This is a genomic window from Glycomyces dulcitolivorans (assembly GCF_003265355.1).
Lineage (GTDB): Bacteria > Actinomycetota > Actinomycetes > Mycobacteriales > Micromonosporaceae > Glycomyces > Glycomyces dulcitolivorans.
In genome coordinates this window covers 14728-39360 of the sequence record NZ_QFRW01000321.1, presented here as the reverse complement: position 1 = coordinate 39360, position 24633 = coordinate 14728, and the positions used below count along the sequence as shown (strand labels likewise).

The 24633-nt window shown below is 70.8% G+C and carries 20 protein-coding genes; 9 read left to right on the top strand and 11 right to left on the bottom strand.

The genetic code is table 11. The annotated features are described in order from the left end of the window. Positions 1-57 precede the first annotated feature (57 nt). The gene (locus DI269_RS23915; protein ID WP_112140647.1) at positions 58-1413 is read left to right on the top strand and encodes a UDP-N-acetylmuramoyl-tripeptide--D-alanyl-D-alanine ligase; all 1356 of its coding nucleotides are present in this window, start codon (positions 58-60) and stop codon (positions 1411-1413) included. 187 nt (positions 1414-1600) lie between these two features. Here the strand turns inward: DI269_RS23915 and DI269_RS23910 are convergent, their stop codons facing one another. Next, a complete protein-coding gene (locus DI269_RS23910; protein WP_112140665.1) occupies positions 1601-2602 on the bottom strand; it encodes a TetR/AcrR family transcriptional regulator C-terminal domain-containing protein in 1002 nt (333 codons plus the stop codon). 154 nt (positions 2603-2756) lie between these two features. Between DI269_RS23910 and DI269_RS23905 the strand changes: the two genes are divergently transcribed. Together DI269_RS23905 and DI269_RS23900 are read left to right on the top strand one after the other, a co-directional pair. Continuing rightward, positions 2757-3347 (top strand): GNAT family N-acetyltransferase, encoded by a 591-nt coding sequence (locus DI269_RS23905; RefSeq protein ID WP_112140645.1) that lies wholly within the window; start codon positions 2757-2759, stop codon positions 3345-3347. Positions 3348-3356: 9 nt separating this feature from the next. After that, positions 3357-4214, top strand: coding sequence for an alpha/beta hydrolase (locus DI269_RS23900; protein ID WP_112140643.1), 858 nt, complete (start codon positions 3357-3359; stop codon positions 4212-4214). A 63-nt stretch (positions 4215-4277) separates the two neighbouring features. Here DI269_RS23900 and DI269_RS23895 read toward each other — a convergent pair whose 3' ends face one another. The 4 genes from DI269_RS23895 to DI269_RS23880 all read right to left on the bottom strand — a co-directional run bounded on the left by DI269_RS23895 (position 4278) and on the right by DI269_RS23880 (position 7856). After that, positions 4278-5825: a pectate lyase family protein gene (locus DI269_RS23895; RefSeq protein WP_112140641.1), complete on the bottom strand. Its 1548-nt coding sequence runs from the start codon at positions 5823-5825 to the stop codon at positions 4278-4280. Between the two features lie 166 nt (positions 5826-5991). Then, a complete protein-coding gene (locus DI269_RS23890; RefSeq protein ID WP_112140639.1) occupies positions 5992-6468 on the bottom strand; it encodes an SRPBCC domain-containing protein in 477 nt (158 codons plus the stop codon). Then, positions 6465-6818 (bottom strand): ArsR/SmtB family transcription factor, encoded by a 354-nt coding sequence (locus tag DI269_RS23885; protein WP_112140637.1) that lies wholly within the window; start codon positions 6816-6818, stop codon positions 6465-6467. Before DI269_RS23885 ends, DI269_RS23890 begins: the two co-directional genes overlap by 4 nt. A 51-nt stretch (positions 6819-6869) precedes the next feature. Next, positions 6870-7856 carry a LacI family DNA-binding transcriptional regulator gene (locus DI269_RS23880; RefSeq protein WP_112140635.1) on the bottom strand — a complete coding sequence of 329 codons (987 nt, stop codon included), beginning with the start codon at positions 7854-7856 and terminating at the stop codon, positions 6870-6872. Between the two features lie 143 nt (positions 7857-7999). Here DI269_RS23880 and DI269_RS23875 point away from each other — a divergent pair, with 143 nt between their 5' ends. The 4 genes from DI269_RS23875 to DI269_RS23860 are packed head-to-tail and all read left to right on the top strand — an operon-like array spanning position 8000 to position 13090. Continuing rightward, positions 8000-9247: a sugar ABC transporter substrate-binding protein gene (locus DI269_RS23875; protein ID WP_198667699.1), complete on the top strand. Its 1248-nt coding sequence runs from the start codon at positions 8000-8002 to the stop codon at positions 9245-9247. A gap of 2 nt (positions 9248-9249) precedes the next feature. Further along, positions 9250-10320 (top strand): carbohydrate ABC transporter permease, encoded by a 1071-nt coding sequence (locus tag DI269_RS23870; protein ID WP_112140631.1) that lies wholly within the window; start codon positions 9250-9252, stop codon positions 10318-10320. Further along, positions 10317-11186: a carbohydrate ABC transporter permease gene (locus DI269_RS23865; RefSeq protein ID WP_112140629.1), complete on the top strand. Its 870-nt coding sequence runs from the start codon at positions 10317-10319 to the stop codon at positions 11184-11186. The genes DI269_RS23870 and DI269_RS23865 overlap by 4 nt, the downstream gene beginning before the upstream one ends. After that, positions 11183-13090 carry a glycogen debranching N-terminal domain-containing protein gene (locus tag DI269_RS23860; RefSeq protein WP_112140628.1) on the top strand — a complete coding sequence of 636 codons (1908 nt, stop codon included), beginning with the start codon at positions 11183-11185 and terminating at the stop codon, positions 13088-13090. Before DI269_RS23865 ends, DI269_RS23860 begins: the two co-directional genes overlap by 4 nt. 121 nt (positions 13091-13211) lie before the next feature. On the opposite strand, the gene DI269_RS23855 is transcribed toward DI269_RS23860, so the two are convergent. Genes DI269_RS23855 through DI269_RS23845 form a run of 3 tightly spaced genes read right to left on the bottom strand, consistent with a single transcriptional unit; the run spans position 13212 to position 16725 of the window. Then, positions 13212-14330, bottom strand: coding sequence for a bifunctional 2-methylcitrate synthase/citrate synthase (locus tag DI269_RS23855; RefSeq protein WP_112140626.1), 1119 nt, complete (start codon positions 14328-14330; stop codon positions 13212-13214). Continuing rightward, positions 14327-15223, bottom strand: a complete 897-nt coding sequence (gene prpB, locus DI269_RS23850) for a methylisocitrate lyase (protein ID WP_112140624.1) — start codon at positions 15221-15223, stop codon at positions 14327-14329. The genes DI269_RS23855 and prpB overlap by 4 nt, the downstream gene beginning before the upstream one ends. Further along, complete coding sequence (locus DI269_RS23845; RefSeq protein WP_112140622.1) at positions 15223-16725, bottom strand: MmgE/PrpD family protein; 1503 nt, start codon at positions 16723-16725, stop codon at positions 15223-15225. Before DI269_RS23845 ends, prpB begins: the two co-directional genes overlap by 1 nt. Before the next feature lie 143 nt (positions 16726-16868). Between DI269_RS23845 and DI269_RS23840 the strand changes: the two genes are divergently transcribed. Next, positions 16869-18272, top strand: a complete 1404-nt coding sequence (locus tag DI269_RS23840; RefSeq protein WP_112140663.1) for a short-chain fatty acyl-CoA regulator family protein — start codon at positions 16869-16871, stop codon at positions 18270-18272. Positions 18273-18287: 15 nt separating this feature from the next. Here the strand turns inward: DI269_RS23840 and DI269_RS23835 are convergent, their stop codons facing one another. The 3 genes from DI269_RS23835 to DI269_RS23825 all read right to left on the bottom strand — a co-directional run bounded on the left by DI269_RS23835 (position 18288) and on the right by DI269_RS23825 (position 22475). Beyond that, entirely contained in the window at positions 18288-19829 is a 1542-nt protein-coding gene (locus tag DI269_RS23835) for an MDR family MFS transporter (protein WP_112140620.1), read from the bottom strand. Continuing rightward, positions 19826-20407: a TetR-like C-terminal domain-containing protein gene (locus tag DI269_RS23830; protein ID WP_112140617.1), complete on the bottom strand. Its 582-nt coding sequence runs from the start codon at positions 20405-20407 to the stop codon at positions 19826-19828. Before DI269_RS23830 ends, DI269_RS23835 begins: the two co-directional genes overlap by 4 nt. Before the next feature lie 103 nt (positions 20408-20510). Continuing rightward, a complete protein-coding gene (locus DI269_RS23825) occupies positions 20511-22475 on the bottom strand; it encodes a potassium transporter Kup (RefSeq protein WP_112140615.1) in 1965 nt (654 codons plus the stop codon). A 353-nt stretch (positions 22476-22828) separates the two neighbouring features. Here DI269_RS23825 and DI269_RS23820 point away from each other — a divergent pair, with 353 nt between their 5' ends. Next, positions 22829-24583: an ABC transporter ATP-binding protein gene (locus DI269_RS23820; RefSeq protein ID WP_112140613.1), complete on the top strand. Its 1755-nt coding sequence runs from the start codon at positions 22829-22831 to the stop codon at positions 24581-24583. The last annotated feature ends 50 nt before the right edge of the window (positions 24584-24633 follow it).

The following is a 24633-nucleotide window of genomic DNA, read 5'->3' as shown; positions in this document are numbered from 1 at the left end:
CGCGGCCGGGGCTTCACTGGGCGGCATGACATCCACCGAACGCTCCGGGACCCGCGCATGATCCCGATGAGCCTCAACGAGATCGCCGCCGTCACGGGCGGGACGGTCAAGGGCGACGGCACGGTGCGGGTGACCGCCCCGGCCGTGATCAACGGCCGGGAATCGGAACCGGGCGGGCTCTTCGTCGCCTTCGCGGGCGACCGGGCCGACGGCCACGACTACGCCGAACAGGCCGGGCACGCGGGCGCGGTCGCCGTGCTCGGGTCCCGGCCGACCGCGCTGCCCACGATCGTGGCCGAGGACGCCCGGGCCGCGTTGCAGGCACTCGCGGCCGAGGTCGCGGGCCGGTTGCGCGGGCAGCTCACGGTCGTCGGAGTGACCGGCTCCCAAGGGAAGACGAGCACCAAGGACCTGATCGGGGCCGTGCTCGCGGGCGCCGGGCCCACCGTCGCGGCGATCGGCTCGGCCAACAACGAGCTCGGCGTGCCGATGACGATGCTCCGGGCCGACGCCGACACGCGGTTCCTGGCCTTGGAGATGGGCGCCCGCCGGATCGGCGACATCGCCGCGCTGGCGCGGCTCTGCGCGCCTGATGTCGGGGTGGTGCTCAACGTGGGGCTCGCCCACATCACCTTCTTCGGGTCCCGTTGGGGCATCGCCAAAGCCAAAGGCGAACTGGTCGAAGGCCTGGCACCCGGCGGGACGGCGGTCCTCAACGCCGACGACCCCGCGGTGGTCGCGATGCGCGCACTCACAGACGGCCCGGTGATCACGTTCGGGACGGCCGAGCACGCGGATGTGCGGGTGGTCGACCTGGAACTGGACCGGCTCGGCCGGCCGACGTTCGGGCTGCGGACCGCGGATGCGGAGGTGCGGGTCGCACTGCCGCTGATCGGAGCGCACCAGGCCCACAACGCCTCGGCGGCGGCCGCGGCCGGGCTGGCCGTGGGGATTCCACTGGAGGCGAGCGCGGCGGCGCTTGCGGGCGCTTCGTTGTCGAAGTGGCGCATGGAGTTGTGCGAACTGCCGGGCGGGGTGACGCTCCTGAACGACTCCTACAACTCGAACCCCGACTCGGCACGGGCGGCACTGGACGCACTGGCGGCGGTCGAGGGCGGGCGCCGCATCGCGGTGCTCGGCGGAATGCTGGAACTCGGCGAGGAAAGCGAAGCTGAGCACCGGGCGATTGGAGCGTACGCGGCGGCGAAGGCTGATGTCGTGATCGCGGTTGGGGAGGAGGCGGCGGTGGTCGCGGAGGGCGCGGGCACGCGTGGAATCGCCCTGGCCGACAACAACGCCGCGGTTGATTGGCTTCGCGGCCGGGTCCTTGCGGGGGATGTGGTGCTCATCAAGGCATCACGAGCCGCACGGCTCGACGAAGTCGCCGATGCGCTTGGGCAGCAGGACGGCTGAGACCGCGACGGGTGCCGGGACGGGTGCCGGTCGGCCGGGCAGTGAGGCTGCGGGCGCGCGGTTGCGGAGCGGCGGCCAGACGGTGCCGGGCTAACGGCTGTGGACGGGTGGGTCGGCGCGAGGAGAGGGCGGCTCGGGGTCGCCGATGCGGTTGCGGGACCGAGGACGGGTTCGTTGGGGCGGGCGGTTATCGGGTCGGTTGGGGGAATTCTGCCGGGGGTGTTGGTCCGGCTAGGAGGGCTGCGAAGCCGTCGAGGTGGCGGGCGAGGCTGTATTCGAACAATGCCTCTAGATCGGTGAAGGCGTCTTCGGGGACGGCGGCGAGGTGGGGGAAGTCGTTGGTGGTCAGGAGGTCGGCGGTCTGGTGGCGTTGGGCGCGGTGCCAGTGGTCGAGGGATACGCCGGTCTCCTGTTCGGCCTCTGACTCGGCGGCGACCGCGAGGGCGGCCGTGTTGACCAGGGTGTGGAGGGTCAGGGCCTCGCGGGCGCGGGTTCGTGGGGGGAGGCCGAGGCCGTCGAGGGCTCGGAGGGTCCACTCGGTGTAGGCGGCGAGGCCGGGGGCCAGGAGCGGGCGGGTGAACGAGATCGCGCGGGCGGCCCACAGGTGGCGGCGGTAGAGGTCCCATTGACGGCGGGCGACCAGTTCGAGATCGGCTCGCCAGTCGCCCGAGATGTGGGCGGGGAGGTCGGCTGGTTCGGTGATCGACTCGATCATCTGGAGGAGGAGGTCCTCCTTGGTGGCGACGTGGCGGTAGAGGGACATCGGGCCCACGTTCAACTCGGCCGCGACCCGGCGCATCGTGACCGATTGCAGCCCTTCGCGGTCCGCGATGCCGACTGCGGTGCGGCGGATCGCCGCGAGGTTGAGGGCTGGTGGGAGGAGACCGCGGCGGATAGGCCGCGGGGCGGGACCGGCGGGCAGGGGCGAGGTGGTGGCTGGGGCGGTGTCGGTGGTGGACCTGTCGTTGACGACCGTGCCGGAGCCGACTCGGGTCACGACCAGGCCCTCGTCGCGGAGAACCGCCATGACGCGGTTCGCGGTGGCGATCGCGACGCCCCAACGCTGCGCGATCTGCCGGACGGACGGGACCCGGTCTCCCGGGCGCAGGTCGCCCGCGATGATGCCCGCTCGCAGCTCGGCGGCGATCTGGCGGTACGGGGGCTCGGCGGGGACTGGCGCAATCGTCATGTCGGTCTCCTGGACCGGTCGGTGCTCGGGTTTTCGGACCGCGTTCACGTCGAAGATTAGCATCCGATCGTTCTAGGTCACTTTGCTTTGAGCTAGTACACTTTGATTCCTTTCACCTTGATTACATGGGTTTCTCTGTGGAACCTTTGTACGCATGAACGTTGATACAACGTACGCATCGGGACTCGGCCGACTGGAGGCGGTCACCTCGGTGCTCGCCTCCGCCTTCGAGACCGATCCGCTCGCCGCATGGCTCTTCCCCGATCCCGCCCGGCGGGCCGCGTACCAGGAGGGCTTCTACCGCTCCTTCCTCGACCACCCCGGGGCCGAGACCTACCTCGCCGGGCACGGCACCGGTGCTGCGATCTGGCTGCGGCTCAATGCCGACGAGTCCCTGCATCAGGACGGCCCCACCGCAGGTCCGCTCGCCCGCCTGTTCGCCGTCAGTGCGGCCCTTGCCGAAAGGCATCCGATCGGCCAGCCGCACCTCTACCTGGCCGTCATGGGCGTCGCCGCCGGGTCCCAGGGCCGCGGGATCGGGTCTTCCATGCTCCGGCAAAGACTCGACACCGCCGACCGCGACGGCGAGGCCGTCTACCTGGAGGCCAGTTCGCCGGGCAGCCGCGCGCTCTACCTCCGGTACGGGTTCGCCGATCTCGGCGGGCCGGTTCGCGTCGATGACGCTCCCCCGCTCTTTCCCATGTGGCGCAAGCCCATGGCCAATGCCAAGACCACCGACAACTGAGGAGTCGCCATGTCCCCCGTCCCCACCGTCGTGCTCGTGCACGGCACGCACGTCTCGTCGTTCGGCTGGGTCGGCCTGACCACCGAGCTCGCCCTGCGCGGGTTCCGCACGGTCGCGGTCGATCTGCCCGGGCACGGGATCGACGGGTTCTATCCGCGGTCCTACCAGGCCCCGCAGGACCCGCAAGCACTCGCGACCGAGCCTTCGCCGCTCGCCGCACTCACCTTGGAGGACTACGAGAAGCGAACCATCGAGGTCGTCAGGCGCGCCCGCGAGCACGGGCCGGTCGTCCTCGTCGGGTCCAGCCAGGGCGGGGTGACACTGAGCCGGGTCGGGAACGCCGTCCCTGAGCTGGTCGACCACCTCGTCTACATGGCGGCGTACTGCCCGGTCGAGCTGCCGAGCATGGCCGCCTACCTCAACGAGCCCGAGAACGCCGGCAGCCTCATCGCGAAGGTCACCGCCGCGGTCGTCGGCGATCCGGCCGTGCTCGGGGTCGCGCGCGTGAACTGGCGGACCGCCGATCCGCAACTGCTGGACGGGATCAGGGAGTGCCTGGCGGGCGGGTTCTCCGACGAGGAGTTCCTGCGGGTCCTCAACCTGTTCCAGCCCGACGAGCCGGTCGCGATCCCCGTCGCCGAGACCCGGGTCCAGGCCGACCGGTGGGGTCGCATCCCGCGGACCTACGTGCGGTTCACCGAGGACCGGCTCATCCCGCCGGCGCTCCAGGACCGGTTCATCGCCGAGGCCGACCGGCTGACCCCGCACAACCCGACCGAGGTGCATTCCGTTGCGGCGCCGCACGTCGGGCCGTTCCACCGGGCCGAGGTCGTGGAGATCCTGAGCGCGATCGCATCGAAGGCCTGAACAGGCGGGGACGCCCGGGCGAAAGCACCCGGGCGTCCCCTGTTTCGAATCCCGTTGCCGGGGTTAGGCGTACGTCTCGAACTCGATGATCTTCGGCGTGCCGGAGGCCGAGGTGATCACGAAGTTGACCTTGGTCAAGGACGTCGCGGTGAAGGAGATCGTGCCCGCGCCCGTGCCCGAGGCGAGGACCGCCCCGGTGTCGTTGTTGACGAGCTGCCAGTTGTCGATGTTGCCGACCGCGTCGGAGGCCTCGCGGATGACGACCGTGTCGATCGTCTTGGCGGAGCTCCACTTCACCGAGACGCGGCCCGTGGTCCCGCTCGGCGACCAGTAGGTCGAGGTGCTGCCGTCGATCACGTTGCCGTAGCTGGTGCCGCTGGCCTTCGACGTGCCGTCGGCGCCCGCGCCCAGGCTCAGGTTCGTGCCGGTGGTCGGCGGCGGGGTCGTGGTCGGGGAGACCGTGGGGCTCGTCGTGGGCGAGGTGGTCGGGCTCGCGGTCGGCGACTGCACCGAGCACGTGCCGTCGGAGGTCTTCAGGCCCTTGTTCGCGCCCGCGGTCGCGGAGACGACCGACGGGACGCAGCTCGCGTTGTCGGGCGCGTACGAGTAGGGGATCGAGACCGTGGTGGTGGACGTCGGGTTCGGGCCGGCCGGGTGGTAGTCGGTGCCGGGGGACGACCAGGTCACGTTGTCGAAGACGTTGCCGGCGACCTGCCAGTAGCCCATGAGGTCGGTGTAGAAGGTCCCGAGCGGGTCCTTCGAGTCCTCGAAGTAGTTGTTGTCCACCTTGATCTTCGCGCCGACGCGGGGGTTGATGCCCGACTCGACGATGCCCGTGAAGTGGTTGTTGTAGCTGTGGGCGGTCCCGCCGCGCAGCAGCGGCATGCGGGAGTTCAGGTTCTGGTACAGGTTGTGGTGGTACGTGATGAAGCTGGAGTCCAGGTCGCTGTCGCCGGAGCCGACCAGGCCGCCGCGCTCGGAGTTGCGCAGGATCGAGTACGACAGCGTCACGTACTTGCTGTCGTCCTTGAGGTCGAACAGGCCGTCGTAGCCCTCGGCCTCGCCGCCCGACGCTTCGAGCGTGACGTGGTCGACCCAGACGTTGCGGACGCCGTTCTCCATGCCGATGGCGTCGCCGCCGTTGGAGGTCGGGGAGCCCGACTTCTTGACGTTCTTCACCGTGACGTTCTGGATGATGATGTTGCTCGACTCGCGGATGTGGATGCCGATCTGGTCGAACACCGCGCCCGAGCCGACGCCGAGGATCGTCACGTTGCTGACGGTCTTCAGGTCGATCAGCGTCGCCCCGACGTCGCAGCTGTCGCCGGAGACGTCGGCCGTGTTGCCGTGGTTGATGGTGCCCTCGACCTGGATGATGATCGGCGTGCTGGCGCTGGCGCGGTTGCACAGGGCCTGGTTGATCTGGGTGCCGGTGGTGGCCCTGACGACCGCGCCGCCGGCGCCGCCGGTGGTGCCGCCGTTCTGGGAGGCGTAGCCGTTCGCGGCGTTGGTCTGGGCGGTGGCGGTGTTCATCGAGAACGAGATCCCGGCGACGGCGACGGCCATCGCGGCGACCACCGTCCCGGCTTTGAGTGCTAGCGATCGTCTCATCGCTGAGCTCCTAGGGGTAGGGATAGACATGTTTCAATGAGTCTAGGGAAAGCCCTTTCCTAGGGTCAAGGGTTTTGGGCAACCGATTGCACAAGTTCTCCGGAAAAGCCGCAGCGGCCGTTCACCTGCGACCGGAAGTCGCGGGTGGACGGCCGCAATTCCGGTGCTAGAGAGCCGCTTCGCGCTCGGCGAGGGCGGCGAGCTGCGCCGCGACGGCGCCCCAGCCCTCGTAGAAGCCGAGCTCCTCGTGGCGGTCGCGGGACGCCGGGCTGCCGTGGCGGACCAGCGCCCGGTACTCGGTTCCTTCGGGCGCGTCGGCGAAGGTGATCTCGGCGGTCATGGAGACCGGTTCGGGATCGGCTGGGCGCCAGGCGGAGTCGATGGCGTTGGTGAAGACGATGCGCGTCTGGTCCTCGACGAGGAGGAACGCGGCGTCCATGTGCGGGACGTACTTCTCGCCGTCCTCGCTCATGCTGGTGACCATCGGGCCGCCGGGCACGGCCTCGAAGCGCTCGACGCGGCAGGCGTACGGGGCCGGGAGCCACCACTGCTCGAAGCGGGCCGGGTCGGTCCAGGCGCGCCAGACGGCGGCGCGGGGCGCGCGGATGACGCGTTCGATGGTGAGGTCGAGTTCGGAGTTCATGACTGGTGCTCCTCGGGATCGGTGACGAACTGCTCCAACCGGTCGGTGCGCGACTCCCAGGCGCGCCGCTGCTCGGCGAGCCAGTCGTCGACGAGCGCGAGCCGGTCGCGCCGGAGCGCGCAGGTGCGCACCCGGCCGGACTTGGCGGTGCGGATGAGGCCGTTCGCCTCCAGGGTCCGCACGTGCTTCATGAAGGAGGGGAGGGTCATCGGGAATCCGCGGGCGAGGTCGCCGACGCTCATCGGGCCGCGCCCGAGGCGGCGGACCACCTCGCGGCGGGTGGGGTCGGCGAGCGCGGCGAAGACACCGTCAAGAGCAGTGCCGTCGAGCGCCTCCGAATACTGTGCCATGAGGCTAAGTATTGCGCGGAAAAACACTTAGCGCAAGGGCTAAGTGTTTTTCTATCGGATGATCAGGCGCGGTTCGACCAGCAGGCCGGTCGGCTGCGGCGCGGGGTCCGCGACCTTGTTCCCCTCGGGGCCCATGAGCATTTCGAGGATGCCGGCGGCGACGCGTTCGGGGAGCTGCTCGACGCTGGAGATCCCGAGGGCCTCGGCGGCGGCGGTGTTGTCGAAGCCGACGACCGGGAGTTCGGGCCGCCCGGCCTGGACGGCGGCGAGGTGGGCGCCGATGGCGAGGGCGTCGCTGGCGCAGACGAGGCCATCGAGGTCCGGAAGCAGCGCCTTGACGGCCTCCTGTCCTTGGGCCACACCGTCTTCGGCGGTGAGGCGGGGCGCGGTGCGCTCCCCCATGGCCTCGCGCCAGCCGCGCTCGCGGTCGTTGCCGCTCTCGGAGTCGGCGGGCCAGCCGAGGAACGCGATGCGGTCCCCGGCGCGGTCGAGGAGGTGCGCGGTGGCGGCGCGGGTCCCGGCGGCGCCGTCGATGTCGACCCACGGGTGGGCGGCGGCGTCGGTCCCCCAGGGGCGGCCGAAGGCGGCGAAGGGGACGCCGCGTTCGAGGAGCCGCTCGGCGCGGCGGTCGCCGCGGGAGGTGCCGGTGAGGACGATGGCGTCGACTTCGCCGGCGTCGGCGAGCTGGTCGAGGTCCCGCAGTTCCTCGTCCAAGGTCCTGGCGGCGTAGAGGAGGACGCGCAGGCCGCGGGCGGCGGCGCTCTCGGTGAGGGCGTGGACGAAGCGGTCGAGGACGACGCCGGAGATCCCGCCGGAGTAGGGGTCGAGTTTGACCGCGATGGTGGAGGTGCGCTGGGTGCGCAGGCGCCGGGCGAGGGCGTTCGGGGAGTAGCCGAGGGCCGCGATGGCGGCCTGGACCTTGAGGCGGGTCGACTCCTTGACGACGTGGGGGGAGTTGACGACGTTGCTCACGGTCTGGCGGGAGACGCCCGCTTCGCGCGCGACGTCCCCGATCGTCGCGGCCTTCCGTTCCGACATGCTGGGCCTTTCTGTCGTTCCAGAGCACGGTCGCACTTGACGCATCCGTCGGCACGAGCCTATCGTATGATCGTTCCAATAAAAATTGATCGATCCAAAAACTGCTCGCCGGATCGGTCGCACGGGGTCAAAGGAGATTCATCGTGGGAAGCAGCAGACGCACCGCCCTCGCGGCGGGGGGCGCGGCGGTCGCCGCCGCACTGGCCCTGACCGGGTGCGGCCAGGGCTTCGACGACGCCGAAGACGACAGCGAGGGGCTCACCTCCTCCGACGACGCGCTGACGATCCTCTACGGCGCCAGCGGCGAGGCCGAGACCCGGGCGATCGAGGCCGCGCTCGCGGCCTGGTCCGAGGAGTCCGGCGTCGAGGCGACCGCGGTCGCCGCCACCAACATGGACCAGGAGCTCTCGCAGGGCTTCGCGGCCGGGTCCCCGCCCGACCTGTTCTACCTCGCGCCCGAGAAGCTCGCCGGGTACGCCGAGAACGGCTCCCTGGAGCCGTACGGCGACCTCCTGTCGAACAAGGACGACTTCTACCCCTCGCTCGTGCAGAACTTCACGCTCGACAGCGAGTTCTACTGCGCGCCCAAGGACTCCTCGACGCTCGCGCTCGTGATCAACACCGACATGTGGGCCGAGGCCGGGCTGACCGACGCCGACATCCCCACCACCTGGGACCAGCTCGACACGGTCGCGGCGGCCCTCACCTCCGGGGACCGGGCCGGGCTCGCGTTCGGCGCGGAGTACCAGCGGGTCGGGGCGTTCATGGCCGGGGCGGGCGGGCGCCTCGTCTCCGAGGACGGCACCACCGCGGTCGCCGACTCGCCGGAGAACCTCGAAGCGCTCGAATACGTGAAGGGCCACTTGGAGGACGGCACGTTCGCCTATGCTGCGGACCTCGGCGCCGGCTGGGGCGGCGAGGCGTTCGGCAAGGGGCTTGCGGCGATGACCATCGAGGGCAACTGGATCACCGGCGGCCTGTCCGCGGACTTCCCCGACGTGAACTACCGGGTCGTGGAGCTGCCGGCGGGCCCGGCCGGGCAGGGCACCCTCCAGTTCACGAACTGCTGGGGCATGGCCGCCGACAGCCCGAACCAGGAGGCCGCGCTCGACCTCGTGGAGTACCTGACGAGCGCCGACCAGCAGCTCGCGTTCTCGGCCGCGTTCGGCCCCATGCCGTCGGCGCTGTCCGCGGCGGACCGGTGGAGCGCCGACAACCCGGACCTGGCCGCGTTCCTCGCGGGCGCCGACTACGCGACGGGCGTCCCCACGGCCGCCGGTTCGGCGGAGGTCGTCTCGGACATGAACGCGCAGCTCGAATCCCTCGCGACCGGCGATCCGGCCGCGATCCTCGCCTCCGTGCAGGGCAACCTCGAAGCCGTGGTCGGTTAGCAATGAGCCTCACCGTGAACCGCGCCGGGCTTGGCGCCCGGCGCGGGGACGGACCTGCTGGGTGGCTGTTCACGCTTCCGGTGATCGTCGTGCTCGGGCTGTTCATGCTCGTGCCGGTGCTCATGGCCCTGTGGGTGAGCTTCTCCGACTGGACCGGGCGCGGGTCCCCGCTCGCGCCCGGCACCGGGTTCGTCGGCTTCGAGAACTACGCGGCGATCACCTCGGGCGGCGGGCTCGCGGAGCGGAACTTCGGCATCGCCATGCGCAACAACGCCTGGTACGCGCTGCTGGTCGTCCCGCTCCAGACCGGCCTGTCGCTCGGCCTGGCGCTCCTGGTGAACCGCGCGGTCCTGCGGGGCCGCGGGTTCTTCCGGACCGCGTTCTACTTCCCGTCGGTGACCAGCTCGGTGGCGATCACGGTGCTGTGGCTGTTCCTGTTCTCGACCTCGGGCGCGGTCAACCAGGTCCTGTCGTGGATCGGGGTCAACGGCCCCAACTGGTTCAACGAGCCGGCCGGGATCGTGCACGTCGCCCTCGGGAACCCCGAGGGGCCGGCGTTCCTCACCGGCTCGGACTTCCTCGGCGTCTCCTGGTGGGACTGGCTGTCGGGGCCGTCGGTGGCGATGAGCGCGCTCATCCTCATGGCGGTGTTCACCACCAGCGGGACGTTCATGCTGCTGTTCCTGGCGGCGCTCCAGAACATCGGGCCCGAGCTCGACGAGGCGGGGCGCATGGACGGCGCGTCCGCGTGGCAGCGGTTCTGGAGGATCACGCTGCCGCAGCTGCGGCCGGCCCTGTTCACGGTGCTCACGTTGGGGCTCATCGGATGCTGGCAGGTGTTCGACCAGATCTACACGGGCACGCAGGGCGGGCCCGGCAAGACCACGGTGACGCCCGCGTACCTCTCGTACGAGGCGGCGTTCACCGACCAGGCGTGGGGCCAGGGCGCGGCGATCTCGTTCGTCCTGTTCGCGGTCATCGTGGTGTTCACGCTGTTCCAGCGGTGGGTCCTGCGCGAGCGGGACGCCTCCAAGCGCGTCGAGAAGCGCATTGCGAAGGGGGCGAAGGCATGACGACCACCGCTGTGCGCCGCAGGCAGAAGCCCGCTGTTCGAAAGGGCGCGGTCGGGCAGGCCGTCCTGTACGCCGTGCTCGTCTCGCTCGCGGTCGTCTACGTCTTCCCGTTCCTGGTGCAGGTCGCGACCTCGTTCAAACCCGACGCGGAGGCGGCCGCGAACGCGGTCTCGCTGTGGCCGCAGACGTGGACGTTCGCCGCGTACGACCGGCTGCTGACGCGCTCGGACTTCCCGCTGTGGTTCGCGAACTCCGCGATCGTGACCGTCGCGGTCACGGTCGGGCGGGTGTTCTTCGCGTCGCTCGCGGGCTACGCGCTCGCGCGGCTGAAGTTCCGCGGGCGCGGCCTGGTGTTCGCGCTCATCGTCGCGGTCATGGCCGTCCCGTCGGTGGTGCTGCTGATCCCGAAATTCCTGGTGCTCAACCAGCTCGGGATCTACGACTCCTACGCGGGCATGATCCTGCCGCTGCTGGTGGACGCGGCCGGGGTCTTCATCATGAAGGGCTTCTTCGAGTCGATCCCCGACTCGGTCGAGGAGCAGGCGCGCATCGACGGGGCCGGGACGTTCCGGGTCTTCTGGTCGGTGGTGCTCCCGATGGCCCGCCCGGCGCTGGTCACGATCGTGATCCTCTCGTTCCAGGGCTCGTGGAACGAGTTGAGCCACTTCATCGTCGCCACCCAGTCGCCCGAGCTGACGACGCTGACGAAGGGCGTGGCCTCGCTCGCGTCCGGGCAGCTGAGCCAGGGCACGCAGTACCCGGTCAAGCTCGCGGCCGCCGCGATCATGACGATCCCGGTCGCGGTGCTGTTCTTCGTCTTCCAGAAGCACATCATGAACACGAGCGAAGGAGCCGTCAAGGGATGATCCCCGGCCGCCAGCCTTTCCTGCACGACGCCGTCATCGCGCTGCACGCGCCGACCCAGGCGTGGTCGCGCCCCGACGGGGCGATGACCGCGCCGATCGACGGCCTGTTCCACGGCGACCGCCGCTTTATACGCGGACTCCGGATCGAGGTCGGAGGCGAAGCGCCCGAAGCGATCGCGGCGTCCGGGCGCGGCGCCCGCGCGGTCGGCTTCGACGCGGTCCTGCGGGGCGTGGACGACGCGTCCCCGGACCCGCACATCCGCCTCGGCCGCGAGCGGACCGTGGGCGACGGGACGCTCGACGAGGTCGTCACCGTCGCCTCGGTCGTGGACCGGGAGGTGTCGGCGGTGCTCAGGCTGGTCGTGGAACCGGACTTCGCGCCGCTGCAAGAGGTCAAGTCCGGGCACGGGAAGGCCGCGCCGTGGGCGGCGGTGTGCGAGACGCAGTCGGGCCGCGTCTCGGCGGTGGTGACCTCCGGGGACGCCTCGTTCGCTTTGGTCGCCAACGCGGGCGAGTGGAGCGTGGAGGGCGGCGCGCTGGTCCTCGAATGGCCGTTCACGGTCAGGGCCGGGGAGAAGACGGTGCTGCGCTGGTCGGTGCGGGTGTCCGACCCGGGCCTGGTCGTGCAGGCCGCGCCGGGTTCGGCCCTCTGGTCTGCGGACACGGCCGGGGTGGACGCCCGGCTCGCGCGCTGGGTCGGGACCGCGCTCGACGACCTGGACGCGTTGCGGCTGACGTTTCCCGAGCACCCCGGGGACGCCTTCCTCGCGGCCGGGGCGCCGTGGTTCTTCACGCTCTTCGGGCGCGACTCGCTGTGGGCGGCACGGATGATGCTCCCGGTCGACGTGGGGATCGCGGCGTCGACTCTGCGCGTCCTCGCACGGCTGCAAGGGAAGGCCGACGACGCGGCGACCGAGGAGGAGCCGGGGAAGGTCCCGCATGAGCTGCGCGCCACCGTGTTCCGGATGCCGGGCGAGGACATCACGCTGCCGCCGCTGTACTACGGGACGGTGGACGCGACGCCGCTGTGGGTGTGCCTGCTGGTGGACGCGTGGCGGGCCGGGATGCCCCGCGAGGAGGTCGCGGCCCTGGTGCCCGCGCTGCGGGCGGCGCTCGGGTGGATCGCGGCGGCCGCGGCGAAGGACGGGTTCCTGTCGTACTTCGACCGCACCGGCAAGGGCCTGTCGAACCAGGGCTGGAAGGACTCCGGGGACTCGATCCAGTGGAGGGACGGGCGGCTGGCCAAGGGCCCCATCGCGTTGTGCGAGGCGCAGGGGTACGCGCACGAGGCGGCGGCGGGCGCCGCGGACCTCCTGGAGGCGTTCGGCGAGGACGGGTCGCCAAGGCTGCGCTCCGAGGCGGCGCTGTGGCGGGACTGGGCGGCGCGGCTGCGCGAGCGGTTCAACCAGCGGTTCTGGGTCGAGACGCCCGAGGGCCGGTACCCGGCGATCGCGCTCGACCGCGACGGGAACGCCGTCGACACGCTGACCTCGAACATCGGGCACCTGCTCGGGACCGGGATCGTCGACGCGGCGGCGGAGTCCGCGATCGCGGCGCTGCTGGTCGGGCCGTCGATGAGCTCGGGGTACGGGGTGCGGACGATGTCGGACGGGGCGGCCGGGTTCTGGCCGCTGAGCTACCACGGGGGCGCGGTGTGGGCCCACGACTCGGCGATCGTCGCGCACGGCATGGCCCGCGCCGGACTCCACGAGCAGGCGTCCATCGTGGTCGACGGGCTGCTGGAGGCGGCGGAGGGCTTCGGGTTCCGGATGCCGGAGCTGCACGCCGGTTTCTCACGCGCCGAACGGGACCGGCCGGTCCCCTACCCGGCGGCGTGCCGGCCGCAGGCGTGGTCGGCGACCGCGGCGATCACGTGCCTCCAGATCGCGCGCACGGAAAGCTGAACACCCCCGCGAGGGCATGTGATCGCGCGGGCCCGGCCCGCCCCCCTCCCCCGCAAGGGGGGCGGGCCCTGAAGACGGGGACCCGGACGGCCGCCTCGGCGGCCGTCCGGGTTGTTCCGGTTCAGGCGGCGGCAGGGACGGCCCGCTCGCCTGGACCGGTGTAGGCCGACAAGGGCCTGATCAGGGAGTTCGCGTCGAGCTGTTCGATGATGTGCGCGGTCCAGCCGGTGATGCGGGCCATGACGAACAGCGGCGTGAACATGGGGATGTCGAAGCCCATGAGGTAGTAGGCGGGCCCGGCGGGGAAGTCGAGGTTCGGGTGGATGCCCTTGGCGTCGAGCATGGCCTTTTCGAGTTCCTCGTACATGCGGACCCACTTGTCGCCGCCGGTGAGGGCGGCCATGTCGACGAGCGCGGCCTTCATGGTGGGGACGCGCGAGTCGGCGTCCTTGTAGACGCGGTGCCCGAAGCCCATGACCTTCTCCTTGGCGGCCAGGCGTTCCCGGAGCCAGTCGCCGGCCAGGGAGGGGTCGCCGATCTGGAGCATCATCTTCATGACGGCCTCGTTGGCGCCGCCGTGGAGCGGGCCCTTGAGGGCGCCGATCGCGGCGGTGACGGCGGAGTACATGTCGGAGAGGGTGGAGGCGACAACGCGGGCGGTGAACGTCGAGGCGTTGAAGGAGTGCTCGGCGTAGAGGATCATCGAGACCTCGAAGCAGCGCAGCACCTCCGGGGCGGGGACGGTGCCGAAGCACATGTGGAAGAAGTTCTGAGACCAGCCCAGGGAAGGGTCGGGGGCGATGCGGTCGAGGCCGCGGCGTCGCCGGTGGGCGTGGGCGATCACGGTGGGGAGCTTCGCGAACAGCGCTTCGGCCTTGGCCTGGTTGGAGGCGCGGCGGTTGTCGTCCTCGCCGGGGTCCTCGGCGCCGAGGCAGGAGACGGCGGTGCGCAGCAGGTCCATCGGGTGCGAGCCGTCGGGGACGCGGTCGGCGACGCCGATCGTGGAACGCGTGACCTCCCGTCGGGAGCGTTCGCGTTCGGTGAACGCGGCGAGCGCGGCGGCGTCGGGCAGCTCGCCGTACCAGATCAGGTAGGCGACCTCCTCGAACGAGCGGGAGGCGGCGAGCTGCTGCACGGGGTAGCCGCGGTAGGTGAGGGAGAGGGTCTCGGGGACGACCTCGGAGATCGCGGTGGTGTCCGCGACGACTCCGGCCAGGCCCTTGCGGATGTCGACGGTCATGACTCCCTCCCGGGGACCTCGAAGTTGAACAGCTCCTGGTCGAACTCGTGGTAGGAGGCGTAGTCGACCAGGTCGTAGAGGCGGGCGCGGGTCTGCATGCGGTCGACCAGTGAGGCTTGCGTCCCTTCGGACTTGAGCGTGGAGAACAGCTCGTCGACGGCGCCCATCGCGGCGCGGAGGCTGGAGACGGGCCAGATGACCAGGTTGTAGCCGAGGTCTTCGAGCTGCCGGGCCGTGAGGTTCGGGGAGGCCCCGAACTCGGTCATGTTGGCCAGCAACGGGACGTCGACGGCTTTGCGGAACGCTTCGAACTCGGCCTCGTCGCGCATCGCCTCGGGGAACACCATGTCCGCCCCGGCGTCCACATAGGCCTTCGCACGGTCGATGGCGGCGTCGAGACCCTCGACGGCGCGGGCGTCGGTGCGCGCGCACACCACGAAATCGGGGTCGGTGCGGGCCTTCACGGCCGCGGCGACGCGGCGGACCATCTCCCTGACGGGCACGACCTGCTTGCCGTCCAGGTGCCCGCAGCGCTTCGGGTTCACCTGGTCCTCCAGGTGGCAGCCCGCGAGCCCGGCGTCCTCGAACGACCGGATCGTTCGAGCCACATTGGACACTTCCCCGAAGCCGGTGTCCGCGTCGATCAAAGTGGGCAGGTCCGTGGCGCGGGCGATCTGGCCGCCGCGCCCGGCGACCTCGGTGAGCGTGGTCAGCCCGATATCGGGCAGCGCCAGGTCCGCGGCGAGCGCCGCGCCCGAGACGTACACGCCGTCGAACCCGTGGTCGGCGACGGCCTTCGCCGCGAGCGGCGAGAACGCGCCCGGCAGCCGCTGGAGCCGCCCCGAGGCGAGCCCCTCGCGCAGGCGCCTGCGCTTCTCAGTCGGCGTCGTCATCAGAAGAGCCCCTTCGCGGTCGGTTCGGTCAGGTACCCGGCCGGCGCGGCCAGGTTGAGGGCCCGGACGCCGTTCGCGTCGAGGGCGTCGATGCGGCACGCCAGGTCGAGGAACCGGTCCTGCTCGGCCTCGGCGATGACGCCGTCGGCGAGGGCCCGGAACTTCGCGATGTACTGCTCGCGCCCGAACGGGCGGGCGCCGGCGGGGTGCGCGTCGGCGACGGCCAGCTCGTCAGTGATGACGGTGCCGTCGTCCAGGACGATGTCGACGCGCCCGCCGAACGCCCGCTTCACCGGGTCCGGGTCGTGATACCGCGCGGTCCACTCCGGGTCCTCGACGGTGCGGACCTTCCGCCACAGGTCCACCGTCGAAGCCCGGTGGGCGCGTTCGGAAGTGTAGGACCGCTCGTGGTGCCACGCGCGGTCTTCGAGCGCGACGGCGAAGATGTACATGATCGAGTGGTCGAGGGTCTCGCGGCTCGCGTCCGGGTCGGACTTCTGCGGGTCCTCCGCGCCCGTGCCGATCACGTAGTGCGTGTGATGGCTCGTGTGGATCACGACCTCGCGGATCTTCGTGAGGTCCCCGACTTGGGGGGCCATGCGGCGCGCCAGGTCGATGAGCGCCTGGCTCTGGTACTCCGCCGAATGCTCCTTCGTATACGTGTCGAGGATGGCGCGCTTCGGCTCGCCGCGCCCGGGCAGCGGCACCTCGTACACCGCACCGGGACCCGACAGGAGCCGCGCGATCACGCCGTCCTCGCCCTCGTAGATCGGCGACGGCGCGCCCTCGCCGCGCATCGCCCGGTCGACGGCCTCGATCGCGGCCTTGCCCGCGAACGCCGGCGCGTACGCCTTCCACGACGAGATCGCCCCCTTGCGGGACTGCCGGGTCGCCGTCGTCGTGTGCAGCGCCTGCCCGATCGCCTGGTACACCACGTCAACCGGCAGGTCCATGAGCGCGCCGATCCCCGCCGCAGCGGACGGGCCGAGATGCGCGATGTGGTCGATCCGGTGCTCGTGCAGGCAGATCCCGCGCACCAGGTCCACCTGGACCTCGTACCCCGCGGCGATCCCCCGCACCAAAGCGCGCCCGTCGAGGCCGCGGTGCTGGGCGACCGCGAGCACCGGCGGGATGTTGTCGCCCGGGTGCGAGTAGTCGGCCGCCAGGAACGTGTCGTGGAAGTCCAACTCCCGCACCGCGACCCCGTTCGCCCACGCCGCCCACTCCGGCGACGTGCGCACCGGCGCGGCCGTCCCGAATACGGCCGCACCGGGCGAATACGGATGCGCGAGCGCCTGCGCCCGCGCCGACGCGACCGGGCCGCGGTTCAGCGAAGCGGCGGCGACCGCGGCGTTGTCGATGACCCGGTTGCCGATCATCTCCGCGACGTCGCGCTCCACCGGGACCGGGTCCGCGGCGGCCTCCGCGAGCTTCCAGGCGAGCTGCGCCTCACGGGGCAGGTCCTCGCGCGAGGCGTGTGAGCGGACGCGGTGGGTGATCACTCGGCATCTCCAGGTCGGTAGGCGGGAGGGTACATTTCACAGTATGTACACGCCGGAACCACGTTGAAACACCTGTAAATGTGGTTTCTTGTGGAATTTTCCGGCCCTCTTTGTGGAACTTGTGAAAGGTCGTGGTCATGGCGTTGAAGAAGGCGAAGGTGGGGCTGCGGCTGCGCCGGTTCCGCGAGGAGCAGGGCCTCACGCAGGCCGCGCTGGCGACGGCGCTGGGGATCTCCACGAGCTACGTCAACCAGATGGAGTCGAACCAGCGGCCCATCACCGGGCCGGTCCTGCTGCGCCTGGCCGAGGTCTACGACGTGGACGTGCAGCGGTTCTCGGCCTCCGAGAGCGACCGCCTCACCGCACAGCTGCGCGACGCGCTCGCCGACACCGCGCACGCCGACCGCGTCTCGGCCGGGGAGTCGCGGGAGCTGGCCGAGTCGATGCCGGAGCTCGCGCAGTACGTGGTGGACCTGCACCGGCGATACCAGCACATGCTGGAACGCAACGCCGCGATGAGCGCCGAACTCGACGCGGGGGCCTCGCCGACCGCTCACGAGGAGGTGCGGGACCTGTTCTACGCCAAGCGGAACCACGTGGCCTCGCTCGACGAGGCGGCCGAAAGGATCTACCAGGAGGCGTCCCTGGACCCTGGCGACCTCGCAGGCGGACTCGCCAGGCTCCTGCGCGAGCAGTACGACACGGTCGTCGCCGACCTCGAAGCGGGCGAGGAGAACAGCGTCAAGCGCCGATTCGACGCCGAGGCCCGCGTCCTGCGGCTCTCAACCCTGCTGAGCCCCGGGCAGCGGGCGTTCCAGCTCGCCACGCACCTCGCGCTCGTCGCATGCGACGACCTCATCCGCGCCGAGGTCGACGCCGCCGACCTGTCGGGGGACGAGGCGCGCGGCCTGGCCCGGATCGGCCTTGCGAACTACTTCGCGGGCGCGCTCATCCTCCCGTACGGCCAATTTCTTAGGGCCGCAGAGGAACTGCGGTACGACATCGACCTGCTGGGGCGGCGCTTCCGCGTCGGCTTCGAGACCGTCGCGCACCGGCTCTCGACGCTCCAGCGGCCCGGCGCGCGCGGCGTGCCGTTCTTCTTCGTGCGCGTCGACCGAGCCGGGAACATCTCGAAGCGCCAGTCCGCCACGGACTTCCACTTCTCGCGCGTCGGCGGGACCTGCCCGCTGTGGGACGTGTACGAGGCGTTCGCGAACCCCGGCGAGATCCGCACCCAGCTCGCGCAGATGCCCGACGGCCGCTCGTACCTGTGGGTCGCCAGGACGGTGACCCGCAGGTACGGCGGCTTCGGGACGCCCGCGAAGACGTTCGCGATCGGCCTCGGCTGCGACCTGCACCATGCGCACCGGCTCGTGTACGCCGACGGCCTCGACCTCGCGAACCCGGCGATGCTCACCCCGATCGGCCCCGGCTGCAAGGTGTGCGACCGGAAGGGCTGCCCGCAGCGGGCGTTCCCGGCGATCGGCGCGCCCCTGGAGGTGACCGACCGCCAGAGCCGGTTCACCCCCTACCCTTCTGCGCCCTAAAAGGCAAAGAGTGACCTAATGCGAGGGCGCGTGCTCCACGTCGTCGCGGAGCTTGCGGTTCGGCAGGAAGAACGCGAACACGGTGCCGACCAGGATCACCGGGACGAGCCCGAGGAAGATCGGCAGCAGCGCATCGGAGTACGCGTTGACCACCTGGTCGCGCAGGGCCTCCGGGAGCGACCGGACGATCGCGGGCGTGATCGACTCGGCCCCGGCGCCGCCGAAGTCCGTGCCGATCCCGGCGAGGGCGTCGGTGAGCCGGTTCGTGAAGATCGCCCCAACCACCGCGACGCCCACCGTGGCGCCGATCTCGCGGAAGAAGTTGTTCGACGACGTCGCGGTGCCGACCTCGCTCTGCGGGAACGCGTTCTGGACCGCGAGGACCAGGTTCTGCATGACCAGGCCCATGCCGGCGCCCAGGATCCCGATGTACGCGCACAGGAGCGCCACCGGCGACGACGGGTCGAGTGTGGACATGAGCCAGATGCCGACGGGCATCACGAGCATGCCCGCGATCACGAACCCCTTGTAGCGCCCCAGCTTCGACACGAGCGCACCCGAGGTCGTCGCCGTGAGCATCATGCCGGCGACCATCGGGATGAGCAGCAGGCCCGACTCGGTCGCCGAGTACCCGTACACCATCTGGAGGTACGTCGGCATGTAGGAGATGACGGCGAACATGCCCAGGCCGATCGCGATCATGCCGATGAGGGTCGCGATGGAGAAGACCGGGTTGCGGAGCATCCGCAGCGGGATGAGCGGCTCGGCGACCCGCTGCTCCACGACGCAGAACAGCACCGCGGACACGATGGTCACCGCGCCGAGCCAAAGGATTTGGGGCGACGTCCAGTCGTACTCCGTCCCGCCCCAGGTGCAGACGAGGATCAGCGACGTGACGGCCACGGCCATGAGCGCGGTCCCGAGGTAGTCGAACCTGACCTTGACCCGCTTGCGCGGCAGCTTGATCGCGGCCGCGGAGATCGCGAGCGCGGCGACGCCGAGCGGCAGGTTGATCCAGAACGCCCAGCGCCAGTCGGCGTTGTCGGTGATCCAGCCGCCGAGCAGCGGCCCGGCGACGGCGGCGAGGCCGAACACGGCGCCCATGGGGCCCATGAACTTCGCCCGCTGGCGGACGGGGACGAGGTCGGCGATGATCGCCTGGGACATGATCATGAGTCCGCCGCCGCCGAGGCCCTGGAGGGCGCGGAAGGCGATGAGCTGCGGCATGTCCTGGGCGAAGCCGGCGAGGCCGGAGCCGAGGACGAAGACGGCGAGGGCGGCGAGGAAGAGCTGGCGGCGGCCGACGAGGTCGCCGAGTTTGCCGTAGACGGGCATGCCGATGGTGGCGGCGAGGATGTACGCGGTGGTCACCCAGGCCATGTGGGAGAGGCCGTCGAGTTCGCCGACGATGGTCGGGAGCGCGGTGGAGACGATGGTCTGGTCGAGCGCCGACAGGAGCATCGTGACCATGAGGGCGGCGTAGATCCACCCGAAGTGGGACGGGAGCCGCCGCTGTTCGGCGGCGGGCCCGGCGGGTTCGGTGAGCGTGTCGGTCATCGGTCTCGGACTCCTAGCGAGGGAAGGACGACGGCGTCGATGTAGGCGGTGAGGTACTCGGTGTCCGGGTGCTTCCCGGTCATCATGGGGCGCACGGCGATGGGCGCGAGGAGCAGTTCGTGGATGAAGCGGCGCCCGGGCGGGTCGGGGTCGATCTCGCCGCGCGCGACGGCGCGGTCGATGAGGGTCTCGACGGCGCGGTTGACGGGCGTGCCGATGACTTCGCGGACGGCGTCGGCGAGTTCGTCGTCGGAGCGGGCGGCGTTGTGGATGCCGGCCATGAGCTCGTGGTCGCCGGGCGCGGTCTGGGTCATCGGCTCGACTCCGGCGAGGAGGTCGCCGCGGAGCGTCCCGGTGTCGACGGTTTCGAGCGGGTGCGGCTTGTGGTGGCGCAGCGACTCGACGACGAGGCGCGGCTTGCCGTTCCAGTGCCGGTAGAGGGTCGCGGTGCTGGTGCGGGCCGCGGTGGCGATCTGCTGCATGGTGATCTTCTCGTAGCCGTGCTCCCTGACCAGGCGCATGACGGTGGAGTAGATCTCGGCCTCGCGTTCGGGCGAGAGCCGTGAGCGGCCTTCCATGTGCCGCCTCCTATCGAAACGAAGTGTTTTCGTTTCGATCGTAGCTCGGGGTTCTCCCGCCCCTGCCACCCGGCTTCGGGAGACGGCGGTCACCCGCCCGGTGCTAGACCTCGACCTGGGAGCCCATGATGATGGTCCGCTCGCGGGGGAGCCGGAAGTGGTCGGCGGCGTCGGCGGTGATGCGCGAGGTCGCGATGAACAGGTGCTTGCGCCACATCGCCATCGTCGGCTGCTCCCCGGCGCGCAGCTGGATCGTCGACAGGAAGTACGAGGCGTCCTCGACGTGCAGGCGCCCGGCGTGCCGGGTCCGGTCGAGCTGGGCGAGCGCGCGCGGTACGTCCTGGACCTCCATGTACCCGAAGCGGATCTGCACGTACACGATGCCGTCGTCGGCGAACCCGAGGAAGTCCTCCCTGACCCGGTTCTCGTCGGCGACGCGCGGGACGGGCTTCGTCTCGATCGAGGCGATGACGATCTGCTTGTGCCGCACGTGGTTGTGCTCCATGTTCGCGCGCAGCGCCAGCGGCGTGGTGAGCTTCCCGCGGTTGAGGAACACGGCCGTCCCGGGCACGCACTTGGTCTTCGGGAGCTCGGCGCGCAGCTGCTTGACGCAGGCGCGCAAGGGGCCTTCGCGGCGTTCGCGCTCGGCGGTGACGACGCCGCGGCCCTTCTGCCAGGTGACCATGACGGTGAACGCGGCGACGCCGATGAGCAGCGGCAGCCACGCGCCGTGGACGAGCTTCGTGAAGTTCGCGGCCAGGAACAGCAGGTCGAAGCCGAGCAGGAGCGCGCCGCCGGTGAGCACCACCCACAGCGGCAGGCGCCACCGCGACTTGGCGATGTACAGGAACAGGAGCGTCATGATCGCGATCGTCCCCATGACGGCCATGCCGTACGCGTACGCGAGCGCGTGCGAGGACCGGAACGCGAACACGAGGGTGAGCACCGAGACCATGAGCAGCCAGTTGATCCAGGGCACGTAGATCTGCCCGTACTGCTCCGCGGAGGTGTGGTCGATGCGCATGCGCGGCAGGTAGCCCAGGCGCGACGCCTGCGCGGCCACCGAGTAGGCGCCGGTGATGACGGCCTGCGCGGCGATCACGGTGGCGGCGGTGGCGAGGATGAGCAGGGGGAGGCGCGCCCAGCCGGGGGCGAGGAGGAAGAACGGGCCGGAGACGGCCGAGCCGTCCTCCAGGACCATCGCGCCCTGCCCCATGTAGTTGAGCAGGCACGCGGGGAAGACGAGGATCAGCCACGCCTTCGTGATCGCGGGCCGCCCGAAGTGGCCCATGTCGGCGTACAGCGCTTCGGCGCCGGTCACGCACAGGACGATCGCGGCGAGCGCGAAGAACGCGATGTGGAAGTGGTTGACCAGGAAGTCGGCCGCGTACACGGGGCTGAGGGCCTTGAGGATCTCCGGGTGCTCGCCGATGCCGCGCAGCCCCAGGAGCGCGAGGACGCAGAACCAGACGATCATGACCGGCCCGAAGGCGCGCCCGACCGCGGCGGTCCCCTTGCGCTGCACGAGGAACAGCACCACGATGATGACCGCGGTGATGGGGATGACCAGGCCCTCCAGGTGCGGCTCGACCACGCCGAGGCCCTCGACGGCCGACAGCACCGAGATCGCCGGCGTGATCATCGAGTCGCCGAGGAACAGGGACGCGCCGAAGATCCCGAGCCCGGCGAGCGTGAGCGCGGCCTTGCGGCCGCGGCCCTGCTTCCACCGGTGCAGCAGGGTGATGAGGGCCATGATGCCGCCCTCGCCGTCGTTGTCGATGCGCATCGCCAGCAGCACGTACGTGACGGTGACGATGATCGTCATCGACCAGAACATCAGCGAGATGACCCCGTAGATGCTCGCCTCCTCGACCGGCACCGGGTGCGGGTCGAGCGGGTTGAACACCGTCTGGAGGGCGTAGATGGGGCTGGTGCCGATGTCGCCGAAGACGACGCCGAGGGCGCCGACGACGAGTGCGAGGCGTGTGGCGTTGCGGACGCCGTGCCCCTCGGGGGGCTCGGCGCCGGTCGCGAGTCCGGGCTGACTCGCACTGCCGGCGGCGGTCACTGCTGATACTCCTCGTCAGGCGGGCGGGCACCCGCGGTCCTGTCCAACCGATGCACGATACCTCGCGGACCGGCCCCGCCGACCTGGAGCCGAGAACCCTGCACGCCCGGACACCGGGCACCGTTGCCGCAGATCACACCCGCATTGTCGTCCCATCCGCGCCGAAAAGCCAGGGCGGGCGGGGCGCCCGCGGGGCTACGATGGTCCGCGGTGATCCCCCGGGGCCGACGGGCCGCGGGGGCGTCCGCGGCCCCCGACCCCGTCCCGTTCCCCGAGCCCCGCTGCGGCGCAACCGAACCGGCGAAACCCGACCTTCACCCGCTCCTCGAACCGAATACTGGGGCACAGCTGCGATGGACTCCATCACCCTCGACGGAAAGCACCCGATCACCTCGCTCGCGCGGACGCTCAGGCCCCGGCGCGGGCGCCTCGGCGCGGCCGTCGCCGTCTTCATCCTCAAGGACAGCCCCGTCTGGCTGCTCCCGGTCATCACCGGCGCCGCCGTCGACGCCGTCGTCGACTCCGGCCCGCTCTCGACCCTCGGCTGGCTCGCCCTCGGCGCCGCCGTCCTCGTCTTCCAGAACGCCTTCACCCACGTGTGGTTCACCCGCCTGTACATGGGCACCGTCCGCGCCCTCGGCGCCGACCTGCGCAACGCCCTCGCCGCGCGCCTCCAGCTCCTGTCGATCGGGTTCCACTCCCGGTCGAACGCCTCGATCATCCAGAGCAAGGTCGTCCGCGACGTCGAGAACGTCGAGCTCATGCTCGCCCAGTCGGGCGGGCCGTTCCTGTCCGCGGTCTTCGTGTTCGCCGGCGCCATCACCATGACCGCGCTGACCGTCCCGCAGTTCCTCCCCGTGTTCGCCCTGTCCCTGCCGTGCGGCTTCGGCGTCTGGTGGTTCACCCGCCGCCGCACCCAGGAACGGAACCAGGAGTTCCGCAAGGAGATGGAGGTGTTCTCGGCGCGCGTCGGCGAGATGGCCGCGCTCATGCCGATCACCCGCGCGCACGGCCTCGAACACGTCGCCGCCGAACGCGTCTCCCAGGTCGCCGACGAGGTCCGCCACCGCGGCCTGCGCCTCGACGTCGTCAACGGCCGCTTCGGCGCCGCCAGCTGGGTCACCATGCAGCTCTTGTCGGTCGGATGCCTGCTCCTCGCGGCCGCGGTCGCGCTCATGGAGTGGGCGCCGATCACCGCCGGGCAGGTCGTCGTCCTCGGCACCTACTTCTCGATGCTCACCGGCGCGGTCGGCACCGTCCTCAACCTGCTGCCGGTGACCGCGCGGGGCACCGAGTCGGTGCGGTCGATCGCCGAGGTCCTCCAGGACCCCGACATCGAACGCAACGAGGGCAAGCCCGTGGTCGGCTCGCTGACCGGGCGGGTGGAGCTGCGCGGCGTCGCGGTCCGCTACCCGGACGGGGGCCGGCCGGCTCTGGACGGCGTGGACCTGGTCATCGAGCCGGGCCGCACGGTCGCTTTCGTGGGGCCCTCCGGGTCGGGCAAGTCGACGCTCATGAACACGGTCCTCGGCCTGATCCGGCCCGAGGCCGGGCAGGTACTCGTCGACGGCGAGGACATGGAGGGCCTCGACATGCGGTCGGTGCGCCGCCACGTGTCGGTCGTCCCGCAGGACTCGGTCCTGTTCGAGGGCTCGGTGCGCGCGAACATCACGTACGGGCTCGGGCCGATCGACGACGAGCGGGTGCGGCGGGCTCTGCGCGACGCGAACGCTTTGGCGTTCGTGGAGGCGCTGCCGGACGGCTGGGACACGGTCGTCGGCGAGCGGGGCGCGCGGCTGTCGGGCGGCCAGCGCCAGCGCCTGTCGATCGCGCGGGCCCTGATCCGCGACCCGCGGATCCTGTTCCTCGACGAGGCGACCAGTGCGCTCGACTCCGAGTCGGAGCGGCACATCCAGGGCGCCTTGGAGACACTGATGCGCGACCGCACGACGCTCGTGGTCGCCCACCGCCTGAGCACGATCCGCTCGGCCGACCTGATCGTGGTCCTGGAGGACGGCCGCATCACCGAACAGGGCACCCACGCGGAGCTGCTGGCGAAATCGGGAAGGTACGCCGCCCAATGGGGAGTCCAACACGCCGCGGCCTGAACGAAAAAGTTTATCGACTAAACTTAGTCCGGCCGTCGCGAGAGAGGACC